The following is a 19,927-nucleotide window of genomic DNA, read 5'->3' on the forward strand; positions in this document are numbered from 1 at the left end:
CCGTCCGCGGGCCTCATCCGTGCACGAGTCAGCCACACCGCGGCAGCAGCGTAGGGAAGCACAGCGCGTAGTTCCTGGACTTGGTCGACTCCGCCACTCGGGGGGCGTCGTGAAGGGCACTGTCCCCGCCTGGTTGCCTTGGGCTCCGTCCCGCGACGGTGCCCTGGCGTCGTGGGCGAGCCGCCCGCGCGGAGGGACCGACCTCGTCCGTGGACCCCTGATTCCGGGAGAGGCTCATGCCCCAGAACGTCGCCATAAACTTACCCATTCCGTCCCGGCTGAACCCCGGTCTCGCCGCCGCCAGGGAGCGGCATCTGGAGTGGATGCGCCGCCGTGGACTCGTGGTCGGCGATACGGCCGCGCGCCGCTACCGGTTCTCGGCGGTGGCGGACCTGGCCGCCTACAGCTACCCGGACGCCGTCGGCGAGGATCTCGATCTGGCCTTCGACACGATGGGCTGGTTCTTCCTGTTCGACGACCTCTTCGACGTACCTGAGGGATGTGAGGCCGACGAGGCCGTCGACGTCTGCCAGCGGCTCGTCGCGCTCCTCAGTGACGGCACACGGTCCCACCCGGACGACGAGCCGCCCCTGGTGGCGGCCTTCGCGGACATCTGGCGCCGCACCAGGGCCGGCATGTCCGAGGAGTGGCGGCAGCGCGCCGCGCACAACTGGGTCGACTACCTGGTGGGCAACCTGACCGAGGAGATCGACCGGCGCACCTGGGTTCCCCAGGACTTCGCCACCCGGATGCGGATAGGACACCGCACCCTGGGACTGATCCCCTCCCTCGATCTCGCCGAGCGGCTGGGGCACTTCGAGATCCCGCCGCTCGTCTGGCACAGCAGCCACCTGGACGCGATGCGCCGGGCGGCCGTCGACGCCGTCAAACTCATCAACGAGATCATGTCCCTGGAGAACGACGACGCGCGCGGGGACCCGAACCTCGTGCACTGCCTCATGCGGCAGCGCGACTGCTCCCGGCAGGAGGCCATCCCGATGGCCGTCGCCCTCGTGCAGTCCTCGGTCGCCCGGCTCCACGAACAGGCCCGGACCATCCCGCTGTTCTCCTCCCGGCTCGGGCTCACCGGCGCCCAGTCCGAGAAGCTGCACCGCTATGCGACGGCCATGCTCACGTGGATACGCGGCAGCTACGACTGGAGCCGGAGCAACGGCCGTTACTCCCCCCACACGGCCGACGCCCTGAGCCCGGACGAGTCGGGTCAGCTCCACCCGACGAACCTGGCACCGGTGTCCCACTAGCCTCTCGTAGGCTGGGCGGCGATGAGACGCCGTACGCCGCCCCCACCCTCTCCCCTGCCACAGCTCCGCGGGGTGGACCCGGTGCGCGTACGGCTGCCCGCCGCGGACGGCTGGGCGACCGTCCGGGACCATCTCGTGGAGCGCCTCGCCGCCGGGGCCGCCGTCATCGACGGCATGCTCGACGCGGGCCGGATCGTGGACGCCACCGGACACCCGGTCACCCGCGGCACCCCGTACGCCCCGGGGATGTACGTCTGGTTCCACCGGGAGCTCGCCGACGAGGAGACGGTGCCCTTCCCGATCGAGGTCGTCCACCGGGACGAGCATCTGGTGATCGCCGACAAGCCCCACTTCCTGGCCACCACGCCCCGCGGCAGCCACGTCGCCGAGACGGCGCTCGCCCGGCTGCGGCGGGACCTCGGCGTACCGACGCTCAGCCCGGCGCACCGGCTGGACCGGCTCACCGCGGGACTGGTGCTGTTCACGGTCCGGCCCGAGGAGCGCGGCGCCTACCAGTCGCTGTTCCGCGACCGGCGGGTGGCGAAGGAGTACGAGGCGGTGGCCCCGTACGACCCCGGCCTCGGCCTGCCCCGCACCGTGCGCAGCCGCATCGTGAAGGAGCGCGGGGTACTGGCGGCCCGGGAGGTGGCGGGCGAACCCAATGCGATCAGCCGGATCGAGCTGGTGGAACACCGCGACGGACGCGCCCGCTACCGCCTCACCCCCCGCACCGGCCAGACGCATCAGCTGCGCGTGCACATGAACGCCCTGGGGGTGCCGATCCTGGGCGACCCGCTCTACCCGGTGGTGACCGCCCCGGTCCCGCCCGGTGACTTCCGGCGCCCGCTCCAACTGCTGGCGCGGACGCTGGAGTTCACCGACCCGATGACCGGACGCCGGCACCGGTTCGTCAGCTCGCGTGCCCTGGAGTCCTGGTCGTCGTACGACGACTGGGCCTCCGGCTGACCCGGTGCCCGGCGGGGTCACTCGCCACGCCACCAACGCAGGAAGCGGCCCAGCGGACCGGGCCGGGCGGCCGGCTCGGGCGGCGCCGCCGGTGCCGGTGCCGCGGCGGGCGCCGGGATCCTCGGCCGTTCCGGTGTGCCGACCTGCCAGGTGCTGACGCGCGGCGAGGCCAGGGGGTGCGCGGGCCGGGCCATCACGTCCTGCTGCGGCTTGGGCGCGAACTTCACGGGCAGCTCGACCAGATGCCGGTTCGAGATGGACGACCACCAGCGCAGCTCGTCCTCGGGACAGGCGAGCTGCACATCGGGCAGCCGGGTCAGCAGCGCGTCGACGCCGACGTCGGCGATGGCACGGCCGATGTCCTGCCCCGGGCACTCGTGCGGGCCCCCGCCGAAGGCGAGATGGGACCGGTTGCCCTGCATATGGGCGGAGAGGTCGGGCCGGACCCGGGGGTCGACGTTGCCGGGCGCGATCCCCATGATGAGGGCGTCGCCCTTGCTGATGTGCTCCCCGCCCAGCTCCGTGTCGTGCTTGGCGACGTACGGAAGGACCGTGCTGAACGGCGGCTCGTCCCACAGGGACTGCTCGACCGCCTCGGGGACCGTCATCTGCCCGCCCTTGAGCTGCGCGCGGAACCGGGGGTCGGTGAGCACCACCCGCAGCACGTTGGCGATCAGGTTGGCGGTCGCCTCGTAGGCGGCGACCAGGATGATCCGCAGATGCTGGCTGACCTCGTCGTCGGTCAGCCGCGCCGGGTGGTTGATCAGATGGCTGGTGAAGTCGTCCGCGGGCTCGGCGCGCCGGCGGGCGGTCAGCCGCATCAGCACGTCCATCAGGTACGCGTTGCTGGCGATGGCCGTCTCGCTGCCCTTGGGCATGTCACGGGCGGCCTGCACGATCCGGTCGTTGTACTCGTCCGGCATGCCGAGGATCTCGCACATCACCATCATCGGCAGGTGCTCGGCGAACTGGCTGACCAGGTCGGCGCCTCCGGCCTCGCAGAACTGGTTCACCAGGTGCTGGGTGGCACGGTTGATGTACCGGCGGATCCCGCGGTGGTCGATGGTGGAGATGGCGCCGGTGACCGCGCCCCGCAGCCGCAGGTGCTCGTCGCCCTCGGCGTGGACGCAGATGGGCTGCCAGGCGAAGTGCGGCATCATCGGATGGTCGGGCTTGACCGTGCCGTCCTGCAGGGCCGACCACAGCCGGGTGTCGCGGCAGAACTGCGAAGGGCTGCGCACCATGTGGAGGTTCTCCGCGTGGCCGAGCACCACCCAGACGGGCACGTCGTCGTGCAGCAGCACCGGGGCCACGGGTCCGCGTTCGGCGCGCAGTTTCTCGTACACGGCTCCCAGGTCCTCCGCCTCGGGCCCGTACAGCCGGCGCAGCCCGCCGGGGCCGATGCCGTGTGCGGGGCAGCCCGGGGGCGGGGTGGCCATGGGATCGTCCATACCGGGTGGGAAAAGGGATTCAGACGTCACGATGGGGGCTCCGAAACGAGGTGGTCCGGTTGCGGGAGGTAAGGGGGAGGATCCGGTCGGCACCGGTGGCACGGCGCGACCGGTGCGTGGCTCACACAGGCGCCTTCGCCGTCGCCAGCGCGTGCAGGAAGTGCATGAGGGTCATCAGGACGTCCCGGCTGGAGGCCCGGCGCCGGACGTCGCACTCGACGATGGGGATCTCCTCGGCCAGGTCGAGGGCCGTGCGCAGTTCGGAGACGGCGTAACGGGGCGCGTCCGGGAAGGTGTTGACGGCCACGACGAACGGCACACCGCGCTCCTCGAGCCGACCTATGACGTCGAAGCTGACCTCCAGGCGCCGGGTGTCGACCAGGACGACCGCACCCAGCGCGCCTTCGAACAGTCCGTTCCACAGGAACCAGAAGCGCTCCTGGCCCGGCGTGCCGAACAGGTACAGCACGAGCTGTTCCGTGATGCTGATGCGGCCGAAGTCCATGGCGACGGTGGTGGCCGTCTTGGTGTCCGAGCCGTAGTTGTCGTCGACGCCGATACCGGCCTGCGTCATGGTCTCCTCGGTGGTCAGCGGTTTGATCTCGCTGACCGACCCGACCATGGTCGTCTTGCCGACACCGAAGCCACCCACGATCACGATCTTGACCGCGGCCTCGGCCGTGTGCGGCAACTGGTCCTCGGTCCGTGGACCAGGGACGACGTCAGAGCTTTTGAAGTCCATGCATCACCGCTTCGAGGATTGAACGGTCAGCGACGGCCTGGCGCACGATCGGAGCGCGGGCGGTCACCAGCCCGGCCGTGAGCATGTCGGTGAGGACGACCGTCATCATGCTGAACGGCAGGTTGAGGTAGGCCGAGAGCTCGGCCACGGACAGGGGGGCGGTACACAGGCGGAGCAGTGCCGACTGTTCCGGTGTGGCCGACGGCGGGGGGTCGGCGCGCGCCACGATCAGCGTGACGAGGTCGAGGTCCCCGTCCCGCTCTCCACCGTCCGGGCCGGCCACGACGAACAGCCGTTCGGGGTTCTTCTGCTTCCCGGCGGGGGCGGGCGGTGGCGGTAAGTGCTCCTGGGATTCTCGCCGCTGGCGTTTCGGAGGCGTCATACGGTCTGCCCGTTCCGCCGGGGCGGACTCGTGAGATGGGCGCCGATGCGGGCCACGAGGTCGGACATGCGGTTGCTCATCAGGCCGGGCTCGGCGAACGTGTCGGAGAGGACCGCGAGATACGCGTTGGCGCCGGCGGCCATCAGATAGAAGTATCCGCCGTTGATCTCGATCAGGACCATCTTCATCTTGCCGTCGCTCTTCGGGATCTCCTGGGCGACCGCGCTGGCCAGGCTCTGCAGTCCGGCGCAGGCCGCGGCGACCCGGTCGGCGGTGTCGGGTTCGCCGCCGTAGCGGGCGATGCGCAGACCGTCGGCGGACAGCACGACGATCATCTGGATGCCTGGTACGCCGTCGTAGAGCTCCTTGAGCATCCAGTCGAAGTTGGCACGCTGCTGGATCACTTGAGGTCCCCCTCGTCATCGGCCTCGGGGTGGGCCGGTTGGGTTCGCGGTTGGAGTGTGAGCGGGTCCGGCTTGTCCTTGAGTCCGTTCCAGAACGCCTCCACCCAGGCGCCGGGCACGGGCTCGTCCTCCGCCGGCACCGCGGGCTCGGGCTCGGGCGCGCGCGTCGACCAGATGGTCGGACGGCCCTCCCGCTCCGCCTGCTCGATGGCCGCCTGCTCGGCGATCCGCTTGCTGAGCGGGGTCTTCACCCGGCTGCGGCGCTGGGGCAGCCCGTTCGGGGTCCACTCCGTGACGACGGGGACGTCGTCCTCCATGGAGACGGCGGCGGGGATCTTGGGGCTGGTGGGGCGGCGCTTCTTGGGGGCGCGCTTGGGGCCTTCGAGAACGTCGGGGCCCTCCGCCTTGGGGGCGGAGCCGGCGCCGATGCCGTGGGCGAGACCGGGAGCCGGTTCGGTGGTCATCATGTCGCGCGGCACGACGAGGACGGCGCGGACACCGCCGTACGCCGAGGACCGCAGCGAGACCTGCATGTTGTACGCGGTGCACAGGCGTCCCACGACGGCGAGGCCGAGGCGCGGGGACTCGCCGAGCTCCTGGAGGTCGGTGCCCTGCTTGGCCCGTTCGAGCATGCCCTCGACCCGGGCGCGGGCCTCCTCGCTGAGGCTGACGCCGGCGTCCTCGATCTCGATGGCGACGCCGGTCTGCACCTCGGTGGCGGTGACGTGCACCTTGGTCTGCGGCGGCGAGTAGCGCGTGGCGTTGTCGAGGAGTTCGGCGGCGGCGTGGATGACGGGCTCGACGGAGATGCCGGCGATGTTGACCTTGGCGATGGAGTCCAGGCTGATGCGCCGGTACTCGAGGATGCGCGACATGGCGCCGCGCAGCACGCTGTACAGCGGGACGGGGTCGGGCCACTGGCGTCCGGGGCGGCCGCCGCCGAGCACGGAGATGGAGTCGGCGAGGCGGCCGATCAGCATGGTGCCGTGGTCGATGCGCAGGAGGTCGTCGAAGACCTCGGGGTTGCGGCCGTGGTCCTCCTCCATCTCCCGCAGTTCGACGGCCTGCTGGTGGACGATGGACTGGACGCGGCGGGCGATGCTGACGAACGAGCGCTGCGCGGAGTCGCGGAGGGCTTCCTCGTGGTCGACGAGGTCGATCATGCGGCGCACGAACTCGATCTGCACAGGTGGGAGTTCCGCGTACGACGGGTCGATTTCCGCCAGGTCCCGCATCACCTCGTACGGTGAGGCGCCGCACCGCAGCCGGTGGATGGCGGCCGGTGTGATCTCCGTGGCGAGGCGGACCATCTCCTCCTCGTGGGCGGCGACGCGCCGTTCCAGATACGCGGTGTGACGGGCGTGCTCGACCTGTGCGTCCCGCAGGGCGCGTCCGCGGCGCACCGCCTCGGCGGCGCAGGCCAGTACGAGCGTCAGGGCCACGGCACCGCACACGCCGACGGCCGTCCGGGCCGGTTCCGCCACGACGGCGACGGCGGCTCCGGTGGCCGCGGCCATCGCTATGGCCGGCAGCAGAAGCACGCGCGCGTAAGGGAGTTCACGCCGACGGGGCGGGGATTGAACGCTCACCATGTGGGCCCTCTGAAATGAATCGGGTGGGTGTACTGGGGGCTTGCAGGGGGGTACGTCATGGGTATGTCGGACTTTCCCGAGCTATAGGGAACAAGCGCACGAATACACCTCAACTCGGTGCGCTGCGGGCGAGCTTAGTCCGACCGGATCATCGCCGTGTCATATTCAGCAAGCACCTGAAATGGCCCGTACGACAGGAGTACCCTCGGCTCTTTTGCACGCTGGGCATGCGTTCGAACACGCAGTGTCATGGCGTACGGACGTGCGAACGCGACTCACCGTGACGGGTGAGAGGGGCCGTCCCCGGGCGACGCGAGCGGGCGAGAGGCAGACGGGGCGGGCGAGGCGCGCCAAACGGATGTGGCACGCGAGACGAACCGAACACGCGCCCGCCGCAAGGAGCGAGAAACACGAAGGGCGGCGAGAAACACGAAAGGCAAAGAGTCACGCACTCCTTGCCACTCTCAACATATAGCGCACAGGGGGCCTTGCGGCAAGGCCCCCTCGATGGCGCACAATCTCCGGTCCGACCAGGAAACACACCTCTTCCCGGCACCTCGGCCTCTGATCGGAGACCCCGCTTGCACCCCCTCCCCACCACCGCGTTCGCCCTCGACGACCGTCGGCGGGCCAAGGCCGACCCCGCCCTGATCGCCGACGACGACCGGCACTTCGCCGCCATCGCCCGCTGCCTCGAGGAGACGACGGCTGACCTCACCGAGCGGCTCGCCGCCGAACGCAGGGCGGAGGGCGGCCTGGGCCGCCAGGCCATGGACCGGGACACCGAGATCCACCGCCTCACCGCCCGGCTGCGCACCCTGCGCCGCTTCGGCCTGGACCTGTGCCTGGGCCGGATGGTCTTCGCGGACGACCCGCGGCCCGTGTACGTGGGGCGGCTCGGCCTGACCGACAGCACGGGCCGCCGGCTGATGATCGACTGGCGCTCCCCCGCCGCCGAGCCGTTCTTCGGCGCCACCCACGCCCGCCCGATGGGCCTGGCCAGCCGCCGCCGCTACCGGTGGACCGGCGGCCGGATCAGCGACTACTGGGACGAGGTGTTCACCCCGGACGGCCTGTCCGGGCACGCCGCGCTCGACGACCAGTCCGCGTTCGTCGCGAGCCTCGCCGGGAACCGCTCGTCCCGGATGCGGGATGTTCTCGGCACCATCCAGGCCGACCAGGACGCCATCATCCGCGCCGGGTCCCGGGGCGCGCTCGTCGTCGACGGCGGGCCGGGCACCGGCAAGACCGTGGTCGCCCTGCACCGCTCGGCGTACCTCCTGCACGCCGACCCGCGCCTCGGGCACCGCAGGGGCGGGGTGCTGTTCGTCGGCCCGCACCGGCCCTATCTGGCGTACGTCTCCGACGTGCTCCCCAGCCTCGGCGAGGACGGCGTGCAGACCTGCGTGCTGCGCGACCTCGTCGCCGAGGGCGCCACCGCCGGCGTCGAGACGGACCCGGAGGTGGCCCGGCTGAAGTCGTCCGCGGACCTGGTGCGGGCGATCGAGAAGGCCGTGCGCTTCTACGAGGAACCGCCCACCGAGGGCATGACGGTGACGACCCCCTGGTCCGGGATCCGGCTGAGCGCGGGCGACTGGGCGGCGGCGTTCGACGCGGCGGAACCCGGCACCCCGCACAACGAGGCCCGCGAGCAGGTCTGGGAGGAACTGCTCACCCTCCTGACCGACCGGCACGAGGAGGACGCCTCCGGCGACGACGCCGAGATCCCCGCGCAGATGCTGCGCCGGGCCCTGGAGCGGCACCGGGAACTGCGGACGGCCTTCGACCGGGCGTGGCCCCTGCTCGAGGCCGCCGACCTGGTCGGCGACCTGTGGACGGTCCCCGCGTATCTGCGGCTGTGCGCCCCCTGGCTCACCCCGGACGAGGTACGGCTGCTCCAGCGCGAGCGGCCGGACGCCTGGACGGTGTCCGACCTTCCGTTCCTGGACGCGGCCCGGCAGCGGCTCGGCGACCCGGAGGCGGCCCGGCGCCGTCGGCGGCACGCACGGACGCTGGCGGCGCAGCGGGAGCGGATGACACGGGTCGTGGACAACCTGATCGACGCCGTCGCGGACTCGGGCGCGGACGGCGACGACGGCGAGGGCCTGGTGCGGATGCTGCGCGGCCAGGACGCCCAGGTCAGCCTGGTCGACGAGACGGAGCTCGACGAACCGGACCCGGATCAGCTGGCGGGACCGTTCGCGCACATCGTGGTCGACGAGGCGCAGGAACTCACCGACGCCGAGTGGCAGATGCTGCTGCGGCGCTGCCCGTCCCGGAGCTTCACCATCGTCGGTGACCGCGCCCAGGCCCGGCAGGGCTTCACCGAGTCCTGGCGGGAACGTCTGGAACGGGTCGGCCTGGACCGGGTCGAGGAGGCCTCCCTGACCGTCAACTACCGCACACCGCGGGAGATCATGGCGGAGGCGGAGCCGGTGATCCGGGCCGTGCTCCCGGACGCCAACGTGCCGACGTCCATCCGCAGCGGAGGCTTCCCCGTCGTGCACGGCCGGGTCGCGGACCTGGACGCGGTCGTGGACGCCTGGCTGGCCGACAACGCCGACGGGGTCGCCTGTGTCATCGGCGCCCCCGGCTTCCCGTCGGGCGAGCGGGTGCGGTCCCTTCCGCCGGAGCTGACGAAGGGACTCGAGTTCGACCTGGTCGTGCTGGTGCGGCCCGAGCGGTTCGGTGAGGGCGTCCAGGCCGCCGTGGACCACTATGTGGCGATGACCCGGGCCACCCGGCACCTCGTCGTCCTGCGGTGACGACGCCTGGGGCCCGCGCCGGACCGGCGCGGGCCCCGGGCGTCCGCTCAGCTCACCGACGAGTAGGCGACGACGCCGCGCAGCAGTCCCTCCACGGCCTTGCGCGCGTTCTTCGCCACGGTCGAACCCTCCACCGGGGAGGCCGCCGCGATCTGCCCGAGCACGTCGATCACGTGCTTGCACCAGCGCACGAAGTCCCCCGCCGGCATCTCCGCCTCGCGCAGCACCTCGTCCAGGCCCTTGCCGTTGGCCCACATGTAGGCGGCCCAGGCGAAGCCGAGATCGGGTTCGCGCTGGCCGACGCCCTCGGACTGGGTGATCCGGAAGTCCTCCTCCAGGGCGTCCAGGCGCCCCCAGATGCGGACCATCTCGCCGAGCGCGGCCTTCGCCTTGCCGGACGGCAGCTTCGGGGCCATCGCGTCGTCCCCGACGCGGGACTCGTAGACCAGCGCAGAGACGCACGCGGCCAGTTCGGCCGGGTCCAGGCCCTCCCAGACCCGCTCACGCAGGCATTCGCTGGCCAGCAGGTCGAGTTCGCCGTAGAGCCGGGCGAGCCGCTTGCCGTGCTCGGTGACCTCGTCGCCGCGCAGGTAGTCCATCTCGGTGAGCAGGGCGACGATCCGGTCGAAGGTGCGCGCGATGGTGTTCGTGCGGCCCTCGATCCGGCGCTCCAGCTGCGAGGTGTCGCGCAGCAGGCGGTGGTAGCGCTCGGCCCAGCGGGCGTGGTCCTCGCGGTCCTGGCAGCCGTGGCAGGGGTGCGCGCGGATCGCCTTGCGCAGCCGGGCGATCTCCCGGTCGTCGGCGGCCTGCGAGCGCTGCTTGCGGTGGCGCTCCGGCGCGATGTGCCCGGCCTTGGTGCGCAGCGCGGACGCGAGGTCCCGGCGCGACTGCGGGGAGCGCGGGTTGAAGGACTTCGGGATGCGCATCCGCTCCAGCGCCTCCACGGGCACCGGGAAGTCGATGGACGCCAGCCGCTTGACCTGCCGTTCCGCGGTGAGGACCAGGGGGCGCGGGCCGTCGTGGTGGTCGAAGCCGCGGTGCCCGTTGGACCGGCCGGCCGGCAGCCCGGGGTCCAGCACGAGGGCGAGGCCCGCGTACTTGCCCGTCGGCACGTGGATGACGTCCCCCGGCTTGAGGCGTTCCAGCGCGACCGCGGACTCCGCGCGGCGCTGGGCGGCGCCCTGCCGCGCCAACTCGGTCTCACGGTCCTTGAGTTCGCGGCGCAGCCGCGCGTACTCGTCGAAGTCGCCGAGGTGGCAGGTCATGGACTCCTTGTAGCCGGAGAGCCCTTCCTCGTTGCGCTGCACCTGACGGGAGATGCCGACGACCGACTTGTCGGCCTGGAACTGGGCGAACGACGTCTCCAGCAGCTCGCGCGAGCGGTGCCGGCCGAACTGCTCGACCAGGTTGACCGCCATGTTGTACGACGGCTTGAAGCTGGAGCGCAGCGGATAGGTCCGGGTGCCGGCGAGACCCGCGAGGTGCTCGGGGCTCATGCCGCGCTGCCACAGCACCACGGCGTGCCCCTCGACATCGATGCCGCGGCGGCCCGCACGGCCGGTGAGCTGCGTGTACTCGCCGGGGGTGATGTCGGCGTGCTGCTCGCCGTTCCACTTGACGAGCTTCTCCAGGACCACCGAGCGGGCCGGCATGTTGATGCCGAGGGCGAGGGTCTCGGTGGCGAAGACGGCCTTGACGAGGCCGCGGACGAACAGCTCCTCGACGACCTCCTTGAACGTGGGGAGCATCCCGGCGTGGTGGGCGGCTATACCGCGCTCCAGGCCCTCCAGCCACTCGTAGTACCCGAGGACGTGCAGGTCCTCGGTGGGGATGGCGGCGGTGCGCTCCTCGACCAGGGCGCGCACCCGCTCCCGGGCCTCGTCGTCGTTGAGCCGCAGCCCCGCGTACAGGCACTGCTGGACGGCGGCCTCGCAGCCGGCGCGGCTGAAGATGAACGTGATGGCGGGCAGCAGGCCCTCGGCGTCGAGCCGTTCGATGACTTCGGGGCGGCCCGGGGTCCAGACGCGGGAGCGCTGGCGGCGCTCCCGCTCGCGGTCGGCCTCGCGCATGGCGCGGCCGCGTCTGCGGTCCTGGTAGGAGGGCCGGGTGGCCTCCATGCGCGCCAGCCGGGTCAGGTCCGGGTTGACGGCCTTGCGGTTGCCCTCGCCCTCCTCGAACAGGTCGTACATCCGGCGTCCGGCGAGCACGTGCTGGAACAGCGGCACGGGCCGGTGCTCGGAGACGATCACCTCGGTGTCGCCGCGGACGGTGTCGAGCCAGTCGCCGAACTCCTCGGCGTTGGAGACGGTCGCCGACAGTGACACCAGCGTGACCGACTCGGGGAGGTGGATGATCACTTCCTCCCAGACGGCGCCGCGGAAGCGGTCGGAGAGGTAATGCACCTCGTCCATGACGACGTAGCCGAGACCGAGGAGGGTCGGCGACCCGGCGTACAGCATGTTCCGCAGGACCTCGGTCGTCATCACGACGATCGGGGCGTCGGAGTTGATGCTGTTGTCACCGGTGAGCAGGCCGACCTTGTCGTCCCCGTAGCGGCGGCACAGGTCGGCGTACTTCTGGTTGGACAGCGCCTTGATCGGCGTGGTGTAGAAGCACTTCTTGCCCTGCAGCAGGGCGAGGTGGACGGCGAACTCGCCGACGATCGTCTTGCCCGAGCCGGTGGGCGCGGCCACCAGGACGCCCTTGCCCTCCTCGAGCGCCTGGCACGCCTCGATCTGGAAGGGGTCGAGGCCGAAGTCGTACATCTCGCGGAAGGAGGCGAGCGCGGTGGCCTGCTCGGCAGCGCGCCTGCGTGCTGCCGCGTACCGCTCGGCCGGTGAGAGGTCCTCTGTCATCGTGCTTTCGAGCGTACCGGGCGCCACTGACAACGGGACGATCATTATCCGTATCAGCGGCCGGCGCCCCGGCGTCCGCCCGGCGCGCGACCGCGGAGCGCGAGCGGCCGGGTACGCCCTGTGGGCGCCCCGGCCGTGTGCGCTGGGTGGTGGCCGACGGTCAGGTCACGTCGTCGTAGCCGTTGATCCTGTCCCTCTCCGAGGTGGCCTGCTCCGGCAGGGCGCGGCCCGGGGAGACGCGCTCGACCTCGCCGATGCTCTCGGGGGTCAGGTCGAGGTCGGAGGCCTCGTCGTCGTCGAGGGCCGCGTCGGGGTCGTCGCGATGGCGGCGGCGGTCGTTCAGGAGGGCGATCCCGACGGCGATGAAGTAAAGGATCACGATCGGCCCGGCGAGGGCGATCATGCCGACCGGGTCGGTGGTGGGCGTGGCGACCGCGCCGAAGATGAAGACGCCCATGACGACACCGCGCCACCAGCCGAGCATCCGGCTGCCCGTGACCACGCCGGTGAAGTTCAGCATGATCAGCAACAGCGGCAGTTCGAAGGCCGCGCCGAAGACGAGGACCATCCGGACGCTGAAGTCGAGGATCTTGTCCATCGGCAGGATGTTCGCCGAGCCCTCGGGCGTGATGCCGAGCAGCACACGCATGCTGACCGGCATGATCGTGTACGCGAGCCAGGCACCGCCGAGGAACAGCGGGACCGCGGCCGCCACGAAGTAGTACGTGTACTTGCGCTCGTGCTTGTGCAGACCCGGGGCGATGAACGCCCACAGCTGGTACAGCCAGAACGGGGTCGACAGGACGATGCCCGCCATGAGGCTCACCTTCACCGTGGTCGTGAAGGGAGAGAGCAGATCGGTGTACGCGACGACCGCGCAGCCGCCGCCCGTGGTCTCGCCGAGCCCCCGCTCACACTTCGGCACGGGGTCGGAGAGGAACTCCATCAACTGCTGGTTGTAGAACGCGGCCACGATGGTGACGACCGTGATGGCCAGCATGCCCTTCGCGAGCCGGTTGCGGAGCTCGCGAAGGTGCTCGGCGAGCGGCATCCGCCCCTCGGGGTCCTTCTCCTGTTTGCGGGCAGACTTCAGCAACCCACGTTCCCATCTCGTGCGGCGGGCCGGAGTTCACCGGCCCTGCGTCAGCGCTGCGTGGTGTCCGTCGGCTCGTTGACCGGGCGCGAGCTGTTCACGTCGCCGGGGGAAGCCTGGATGACGCGCTGGGCGGGGGGCTGCTGGTCGCCGGTGGTGTTGTTCGGCGGGTCGGCGGGGGCGGCGGACTTGTCGTCCTCCTTCATCGCCTTGGCCTCGCTCTTGAGGATGCGGGCCGACTTGCCGAGGGAGCGGGCCATGTCCGGGAGCTTCTTCGCACCGAACAGCAGGATGATGACGACGAGGATCAGGATGATCTCGGTGGGGCCGAGCCTACCCATAGCTGTATACCTTCTTCACCGAGGCGACATGGTCCGAATACCCGGCCGGTCGGACATACATCCGACCACCGTGCTGCCAGCGATCGTAACGCTCGGGGGTGAACGCAGGACAATCCCTGTGCATGCTCCCAGTCGCGTGCCCGCGCCTCGCTCCCGGGCCGCAAGTCTGCAGCGTACCTGCCACCCACAACCCGACGACAGGGCGAAGCGGTGCAAAACGTACACGACTCGGCACTCACACCGATTCCTTGCACGCCCTACAGGGAGTCCGCCGCACGGGCCACACCGACCGAGGCCCGTTCCAGGTCCTCCGCCGCCCTGTTGATCCGCCGGGCCGACTCCGTCACCTGAAGACCGAGGCGCCGCGCCTCCACGAACACCCGCACGGCGAGCACACCGAGAACGGCGAGACCCACGAAACCCACAGCTACCGCGAACATCGGCCAGAACATGAGCCGAGCCTAGACCGTGTCAGGGGGTGTCTTGTCGATCGGGCCGGATCAGCTCTCGGTGTCTGGTGCCGTGCATCGCAAGGCGGAGGAGGGAGTCGATGCGGCGCATCGGCGACCGACGACAACGCCGCGAGGCGCGGTGCCAGACACCGAGAGCCCGGCCCGATCGGCAAGACACCCCCTCAGGGGGTGTGCAGCCGCAGGGTGCTGACGCCGCCGCCGGTGAGCAGTTCCACGATCCGCTCCCCCGCCGGCTTGCGGACGCCGGCCCCGCAGGCGGGGCACGTGAACGAGTAGAACGTCGTACGGCTGCTGGCGCCGATGACGAGTCTCAGGGCCTGCGCGGCGAGTTCGAACCGGCCACGGCAGTCCGGGCAGCCCGCCCGGAACATCACCGGGGTCACGCTTCTCATCCCGGCGAAAGCGGATGCCACCGTCACTGCCCGCACCCCGGACGTCGCCGACTCGCTCAAAGTCCCGCTCCCGCCTGTCGCCTGCTGCCGTGCCACCGGCCCGGCCGACCGCCGGGCCGCTTCGCCCCTACTGTCCGTCGTGCACCGCGTGGGCCGCGCCCGGGCCCCGTATCTCCATCCCGTCGTACGCCGCCAGCGCCTCGCGGGCCGCCCGCCGGGCGCTGTCGGCCAGCTCGGGCGGCGACACGATCCGGCCGTCCCCGCCGAGCCGCAGCGCCAGCCGCCGCAGGGACGCCGGGTCGGGCGTACGCAAGGTGATACGCAGCCCGCCGTCGGGAAGCTCATCGGCGCTGTCGTGCGGGTAGTACTCGGCGACCCACCGGCCGCCCGGGCCGACCTCGACCACGACCTCCGGGTCCTCCGCCGCGGGCTGCACCAGCCCCTCGGACAGGTCCCGCAGCTCCACCTCAGGCGGCGCGGACGGCTCGTCGAGGATCTTGATCTCGGCGACCCGGTCCAGCCGGAAGGTGCGCCGCGCCTCGGAGCGCCGGCACCACGCCTCCACATAGGTGTGGCCGACGCTGACCAGCCGGATCGGGTCGATCTCCCGCTCGGTCACCTCGTCCCGGGCCGGCGAGTAGTAGCGGATCCACAGCCGGCGCCGCTCGGAGATCGCCCGGTCGACGTCGGCGAAGACCCCGCCCTCGGACTCGAACGTCACCGACAGCCGGGCACTGGAGACGGCCGCCTCGCCGGCCGCCGTCTCCACCTTCGCGGTGGCCCGCAGCAGCGCCTGCCGGTCGCTCTCGCGCAGCCCCGGCAGCGTGGCCACCGCACGCGCGGCCACCAGCAGCGCCGTCGCCTCGTCGGCGGCGAGCCGCAGCGGCTCGGCGACGTCGTCCGGGTTGTGCCACCAGATGCGCTCGCCGTCGGTGTCGATGTCGAGCAGATCACCACCGCGGAAACTGGTGCCGCACATGGGCAGCACGTCGAGGTCGGAGACCAGCTCGTCCTCGGAGATGCCGAAGGCACGGGCGACATCCTCGACACGCGCGCCGGGCCGCTCCCTCAGATAGGTCACCAGGGAGAGCATCCGCCGCGTCTGATCGATGGCGCTCGTGGGCCTGACCGGTTTGCCTGCCACTGTCTTGCTCCGCTCCCCCTCAGCCCTTGGCCACGGCACGCAGCCGGTCCACCACATCGGCCCGCAGCTCGGCGGGCTCGAGCACCACCACGTCCGGTCCGAACTCCACCAGCCAGGCGTCCAGCCCGTGGCCGTACGGAATCTCCAACTCGTCCCAGCCGTCCCCGAGTTCCCGGACAGAGGTGGCCTTCGCCCGAAGGGGGTACCCGGAGCCCGCGCGCAGCCGGATCAGCGCGGACCGGTCGGCGATCTCCCCCGCCCAGCTCGCCACGGTCTCCCGCACGGTCACCACGTCGGGCACCTCGGCGGTGAAACGGCCGCCGCGGCTGCGCACCCTCCCCGTGATCCGGGACAGCCGGAACACCCGCTCGGCGCCCCGGTCGCGGTCCCAGCCCGCCAGATACCAGTGGCCGCGCCAGCACTCCAGCGCCCACGGCTCCACATGCCGGGGCTCCGGGTGCGCCGCGGTGGCCTTGCGGTAGTCGAACATGACCGGCCGCCGGTCCCGGCAGGCCAGCATCAGCGGCTCGAAGGCCGCCTCGTGCACCGGGATCCGGGGCTCCAGGGCGCTGTGCGGCTCGTAGGGGTCGACGTCCTCCGGCAGGCCGGCCGCGCGCAGCTTCTGCAGGGCGCCGCTCGCCGCGCCCGCCAGCCGGGCCTGCTGCCACACCTTCGCGGCCAGCCCCAGCGCGGCGGCCTCCTCGGCGTCCAGGGTGATCGGCGGCAGCCGGTTGCTGTCACGACGGGCCAGGTAGCCGACCTCGCCGTCCAGGTTCTCCACGGTCTCGATGACCAGGCCCAGCTCGCGCAGATCGTCCTTGTCGCGCTCGAACATCCGGTTGAAGGAGTCGTCGGAGCCCGCTTCCAGGTAGGCCTCGAGGGACTCACGCAGCTCGCGCTTGCTCAGTGGCCGCCGCGTCCCGAGCAGACACAGCGCCAGATTCATGAGCCGCTCGGCCTTGGCAATGGCCATCGACGCCCTTCGCCTTCCCTATGGTGCTTACGACCGATGACCGTACCGCCCCGCGGGGGCGCCGCAAAAGCCGAGGGCCCATGCCCGGACAGGCATGGACCCCAGGTAGTCGGCTTCGGTCGCCCACCGATCACAGGCGGCGACCGGAGGCGACGCTCAGACGCCGAGCAGGTCGACCACGAAGATCAGCGTCTCACCGGGCTTGATCGCCGGCGTCGGGCTCTGGTTGCCGTAGGCCAGGTGCGCCGGGATCGTCAGCTGACGGCGGCCACCGACCTTCATGCCCTGCACGCCCTGGTCCCAGCCCTTGATGACCCGGCCGCCACCCAGCGGGAAGCGGAACGGCGTGCCGCGGTTCCAGCTGGCGTCGAACTCCTCGCCCGTGCTGAAGGCCACACCCACGTAGTGCACGGTGACGGTCTGACCCGCCTCCGCGACCGGACCGTCGCCCTCCCAGATGTCCTTGATCTCGAGGTCCGCCGGGGGCTCGCCGCCCGGGAAGTCGATCTCGGGCTTGTCGATGCTCACGTCTTACGCTCCATGCTTTTCGTGGAAAGACAACACGGTCAGTCTTTCATCCCCAGGGCGGCCGTCACATCTTGGCGAGGATGTCCACGCTGAACACCAGCGTGGCGTTCTTCTCGATGCCGCTGCCCTGCGGCGGCTGGTCTCCGTATCCCAGCTCCGGCGGGATGACGATGAGCACCCGGCTACCCACCTTCTTGCCGGTCAGGCCCTGCGACCAGCCCTTGACGACCTGCGCCAGCGGGAACGACACCAGCTGCTTCGCGTCGTACGACGCGTCGAACTTCTTGCCGTTCGACCACTGCACGCCCACGTACTGCACCAGGACGGTGTTCTCGGCGGCGACCTCGTCGCCGTCACCCTCCAGGATGTAGTTCGACACGAGCTTCTTCGGCGGGTCCGTCTTCGGAACCGTGAGGGAGGGCTCCTTGCCGTCCGTGTTCGTCCCCACCTTCGGCAGGTTCGCGTCGGTCTGGGGGACCTTCTTGCCCTTCGCTGAGCTCGACGCGTTGAACGAGTCCTCGATGTCGACCACGAACACCAGGGTGTCGGTACCCTTGATCCCCGCCTGCTCGTTGCCGTCCTTGCCGTACCCCCAGGTCGGCGGCACCGCCATCTCGACCCGGCTGCCGACCTTCTTGCCGGTCAGCGCGTACCGCCAGCCGTCGATGATGCGGCCCTGCGACAGCTGGATCAGCAGCGGCGTCTTGCGGTCGTACGAGTTGTCGAAGACCTTGCCGGTCGCCCAGATCTGCCCCAGGTAGTTCGCCTGGAGATAGTCGTTCTCCGCGACCGTCTTGCCGTTGCCCGCGATGACCGTGCGCACCGCCAGGTCCTTCGACGGCTCACCCTTGCCCTTGGCGACCGTCGGCTTCTCACCGAACTTCGTCCCCGCGGTGATCGCCGGCAGCGGACCGTCCACGATCTTCGGCGACGGCGCGGCCGACTGCTCCGGCGCCGACGGCGACACACTGTCACTCGCCTCGCCCCCCGAGTCCTTGTCGTCACCGCAAGCGGCGAGCGTGACCATTCCTGCGGGTACGGCGATGAGAAGGGAGCGTCGGCGCACGGTGGGGGCCTCGTAATCAGTCGATCTTGTGGACAGGCGTGCGCGCAACTCTACGGCGTGCGACGGGCGCCGTACGGGAAACGTACGGCGCCCGTGTTGCGTTCCGGCGGGTACGGCCGGCACGCACCGGCCTCACATACCGGCGATCAGCTTCTCCACCCGGTCGTCCACCGAACGGAACGGGTCCTTGCACAACACCGTGCGCTGCGCCTGGTCGTTCAGCTTCAGATGCACCCAGTCGACCGTGAAGTCCCGGCGCTGCTCCTGCGCCCGGCGGATGAAGTCACCCCGCAACCGGGCCCGAGTGGTCTGCGGCGGCACCGACTTGCCCTCGAAGATCTTCAAGTCGTTGCAGATCCGGGTCGCTTGCCCCTTCTTCTCCAGCAGGTAGTACAACCCGCGGCGCCGGTGGATGTCGTGGTACGCGAGGTCTATCTGCGCGACCCGCGGATGCGACATCGTCATGTTGTGCTTGGCCCGGTACCGCTCGATGAGCTTGTACTTCATGACCCAGTCGATCTCGGTGCCGATCCGGTCGAGATCCTCCGTCTCGATCGCGTCCAGCGTCCGGCCCCACAGCTCCAGGACCTGCTCGACCGTGCCCGTGCGGATACCGCGGCGCTCACAAAAGTCCACGGCCTTCTCGTAGTACTCGCGCTGCACCTCCAGCGCCGACGCCTCCCGGCCACTGGCCAGACGCACCTTGCGCCGGCCCGTGATGTCATGGCTGACCTCGCGGATCGCCCGGATCGGGTTCTCCAGGGTCAGGTCCCGCATCACCGTGCCCGCCTCGATCATGCGCAGCACCAGATCGGTCGCGCCGACCTTCAGCAGCATCGTCGTCTCGGACATGTTCGAGTCGCCCACGATGACGTGCAGACGCCGGTAGCGCTCCGCATCCGCGTGCGGCTCGTCCCGCGTGTTGATGATCGGCCGGGAACGCGTCGTCGCCGACGAGACGCCCTCCCAGATGTGCTCCGCCCGCTGGCTCACGCAGTACACCGCACCACGCGGCGTCTGCAGCACCTTCCCGGCGCCGCACAACAGCTGCCGGGTCACCAGGAACGGGATGAGGATGTCCGCGAGCCGGGAGAACTCGCCATGGCGTGCCACCAGATAGTTCTCATGGCAGCCGTACGAGTTCCCGGCGGAGTCCGTGTTGTTCTTGAAGAGGTAGACGTCGCCTGCGATTCCCTCCTCGTGCAGGCGTCGTTCCGCGTCTACCAGGAGTCCTTCGAGAATGCGCTCGCCGGCCTTGTCGTGGGTGACCAGCTCGGTCACGTTGTCACATTCGGGTGTCGCGTATTCCGGATGTGAGCCCACGTCGAGATAGAGGCGGGCGCCGTTTCGCAGAAAGACATTGCTGCTGCGGCCCCATGACACGACACGGCGGAAGAGGTACCGCGCCACCTCGTCGGGAGACAGGCGGCGCTGTCCCCTGAACGTACACGTGACGCCGTACTCGTTCTCCAGCCCGAAAATGCGGCGGTCCATGACT

Annotated in this window: 18 protein-coding genes; 3 read left to right on the top strand and 15 right to left on the bottom strand. The window is 70.7% G+C overall.

Going from position 1 to position 19,927, the window contains the following annotated elements:
- Positions 1-236: 236 nt before the first annotated feature.
- Positions 237-1,262: a terpene synthase family protein gene (locus F8R89_RS07110; protein ID WP_151783157.1), complete on the top strand. Its 1,026-nt coding sequence runs from the start codon at positions 237-239 to the stop codon at positions 1,260-1,262.
- A gap of 21 nt (positions 1,263-1,283) precedes the next feature.
- Positions 1,284-2,228: an RluA family pseudouridine synthase gene (locus F8R89_RS07115; protein WP_151783158.1), complete on the top strand. Its 945-nt coding sequence runs from the start codon at positions 1,284-1,286 to the stop codon at positions 2,226-2,228.
- A gap of 17 nt (positions 2,229-2,245) precedes the next feature.
- Here the strand turns inward: F8R89_RS07115 and F8R89_RS07120 are convergent, their stop codons facing one another.
- From F8R89_RS07120 to F8R89_RS07140, 5 genes are all read right to left on the bottom strand, one after another.
- The gene (locus F8R89_RS07120; RefSeq protein WP_151783159.1) at positions 2,246-3,667 is read right to left on the bottom strand and encodes a cytochrome P450; all 1,422 of its coding nucleotides are present in this window, start codon (positions 3,665-3,667) and stop codon (positions 2,246-2,248) included.
- A 133-nt stretch (positions 3,668-3,800) separates the two neighbouring features.
- Positions 3,801-4,421 carry a GTP-binding protein gene (locus tag F8R89_RS07125; protein WP_151783160.1) on the bottom strand — a complete coding sequence of 207 codons (621 nt, stop codon included), beginning with the start codon at positions 4,419-4,421 and terminating at the stop codon, positions 3,801-3,803.
- Positions 4,402-4,803, bottom strand: a complete 402-nt coding sequence (locus F8R89_RS07130) for a DUF742 domain-containing protein (RefSeq protein ID WP_151783161.1) — start codon at positions 4,801-4,803, stop codon at positions 4,402-4,404. The genes F8R89_RS07125 and F8R89_RS07130 overlap by 20 nt, the downstream gene beginning before the upstream one ends.
- Entirely contained in the window at positions 4,800-5,207 is a 408-nt protein-coding gene (locus F8R89_RS07135; RefSeq protein WP_062672133.1) for a roadblock/LC7 domain-containing protein, read from the bottom strand. The genes F8R89_RS07130 and F8R89_RS07135 overlap by 4 nt, the downstream gene beginning before the upstream one ends.
- Positions 5,204-6,799, bottom strand: a complete 1,596-nt coding sequence (locus tag F8R89_RS07140; protein ID WP_151783162.1) for a sensor histidine kinase — start codon at positions 6,797-6,799, stop codon at positions 5,204-5,206. The genes F8R89_RS07135 and F8R89_RS07140 overlap by 4 nt, the downstream gene beginning before the upstream one ends.
- A gap of 581 nt (positions 6,800-7,380) precedes the next feature.
- Here F8R89_RS07140 and helR point away from each other — a divergent pair.
- On the top strand, positions 7,381-9,564 hold the full coding sequence (gene helR / locus F8R89_RS07145; protein WP_151783163.1) for an RNA polymerase recycling motor ATPase HelR: 2,184 nt from the start codon (positions 7,381-7,383) through the stop codon (positions 9,562-9,564).
- Positions 9,565-9,611: 47 nt separating this feature from the next.
- On the opposite strand, the gene F8R89_RS07150 is transcribed toward helR, so the two are convergent.
- From F8R89_RS07150 to pafA, 10 genes are all read right to left on the bottom strand, one after another.
- Positions 9,612-12,464, bottom strand: coding sequence for a DEAD/DEAH box helicase (locus tag F8R89_RS07150; RefSeq protein WP_151783164.1), 2,853 nt, complete (start codon positions 12,462-12,464; stop codon positions 9,612-9,614).
- 115 nt (positions 12,465-12,579) lie between these two features.
- Positions 12,580-13,470 carry a twin-arginine translocase subunit TatC gene (gene tatC / locus F8R89_RS07155; protein ID WP_151788023.1) on the bottom strand — a complete coding sequence of 297 codons (891 nt, stop codon included), beginning with the start codon at positions 13,468-13,470 and terminating at the stop codon, positions 12,580-12,582.
- Positions 13,471-13,562: 92 nt separating this feature from the next.
- Positions 13,563-13,853 (bottom strand): Sec-independent protein translocase subunit TatA, encoded by a 291-nt coding sequence (gene tatA / locus F8R89_RS07160; protein ID WP_151783165.1) that lies wholly within the window; start codon positions 13,851-13,853, stop codon positions 13,563-13,565.
- Between the two features lie 257 nt (positions 13,854-14,110).
- On the bottom strand, positions 14,111-14,305 hold the full coding sequence (locus F8R89_RS07165) for a hypothetical protein (protein WP_151783166.1): 195 nt from the start codon (positions 14,303-14,305) through the stop codon (positions 14,111-14,113).
- Between the two features lie 182 nt (positions 14,306-14,487).
- Positions 14,488-14,778, bottom strand: a complete 291-nt coding sequence (locus F8R89_RS07175; RefSeq protein ID WP_151783167.1) for a hypothetical protein — start codon at positions 14,776-14,778, stop codon at positions 14,488-14,490.
- Positions 14,779-14,845: 67 nt separating this feature from the next.
- On the bottom strand, positions 14,846-15,862 hold the full coding sequence (locus F8R89_RS07180) for a helix-turn-helix transcriptional regulator (protein WP_151783168.1): 1,017 nt from the start codon (positions 15,860-15,862) through the stop codon (positions 14,846-14,848).
- A gap of 19 nt (positions 15,863-15,881) precedes the next feature.
- Entirely contained in the window at positions 15,882-16,835 is a 954-nt protein-coding gene (locus F8R89_RS07185) for a helix-turn-helix transcriptional regulator (RefSeq protein WP_151783169.1), read from the bottom strand.
- Between the two features lie 156 nt (positions 16,836-16,991).
- Complete coding sequence (locus F8R89_RS07190; protein WP_094055282.1) at positions 16,992-17,363, bottom strand: FKBP-type peptidyl-prolyl cis-trans isomerase; 372 nt, start codon at positions 17,361-17,363, stop codon at positions 16,992-16,994.
- Between the two features lie 64 nt (positions 17,364-17,427).
- Entirely contained in the window at positions 17,428-18,429 is a 1,002-nt protein-coding gene (locus F8R89_RS07195; protein ID WP_151783170.1) for an FKBP-type peptidyl-prolyl cis-trans isomerase, read from the bottom strand.
- 132 nt (positions 18,430-18,561) lie between these two features.
- Positions 18,562-19,923, bottom strand: a complete 1,362-nt coding sequence (gene pafA / locus F8R89_RS07200) for a Pup--protein ligase (RefSeq protein ID WP_055622880.1) — start codon at positions 19,921-19,923, stop codon at positions 18,562-18,564.
- Positions 19,924-19,927: the final 4 nt, after the last annotated feature.

The organism is Streptomyces sp. SS1-1, assembly GCF_008973465.1.
Lineage (GTDB): Bacteria > Actinomycetota > Actinomycetes > Streptomycetales > Streptomycetaceae > Streptomyces.

Coding starts and splice junctions, on each gene's coding strand:
- F8R89_RS07150 (WP_151783164.1), bottom strand. CDS start 12,464: ATGATCGTCCCGTTGTCAGTGGCGCCCGGTACGCTCGAAAGCACGATG.
- F8R89_RS07140 (WP_151783162.1), bottom strand. CDS start 6,799: ATGGTGAGCGTTCAATCCCCGCCCCGTCGGCGTGAACTCCCTTACGCG.
- pafA (WP_055622880.1), bottom strand. CDS start 19,923: ATGGACCGCCGCATTTTCGGGCTGGAGAACGAGTACGGCGTCACGTGT.
- F8R89_RS07120 (WP_151783159.1), bottom strand. CDS start 3,667: ATGGCCACCCCGCCCCCGGGCTGCCCCGCACACGGCATCGGCCCCGGC.
- F8R89_RS07115 (WP_151783158.1), top strand. CDS start 1,284: ATGAGACGCCGTACGCCGCCCCCACCCTCTCCCCTGCCACAGCTCCGC.
- tatC (WP_151788023.1), bottom strand. CDS start 13,470: ATGCCGCTCGCCGAGCACCTTCGCGAGCTCCGCAACCGGCTCGCGAAG.
- tatA (WP_151783165.1), bottom strand. CDS start 13,853: ATGGGTAGGCTCGGCCCCACCGAGATCATCCTGATCCTCGTCGTCATC.
- F8R89_RS07110 (WP_151783157.1), top strand. CDS start 237: ATGCCCCAGAACGTCGCCATAAACTTACCCATTCCGTCCCGGCTGAAC.
- F8R89_RS07165 (WP_151783166.1), bottom strand. CDS start 14,305: ATGTTCTGGCCGATGTTCGCGGTAGCTGTGGGTTTCGTGGGTCTCGCC.
- F8R89_RS07130 (WP_151783161.1), bottom strand. CDS start 4,803: ATGACGCCTCCGAAACGCCAGCGGCGAGAATCCCAGGAGCACTTACCG.
- F8R89_RS07125 (WP_151783160.1), bottom strand. CDS start 4,421: ATGGACTTCAAAAGCTCTGACGTCGTCCCTGGTCCACGGACCGAGGAC.
- F8R89_RS07185 (WP_151783169.1), bottom strand. CDS start 16,835: ATGGCCATTGCCAAGGCCGAGCGGCTCATGAATCTGGCGCTGTGTCTG.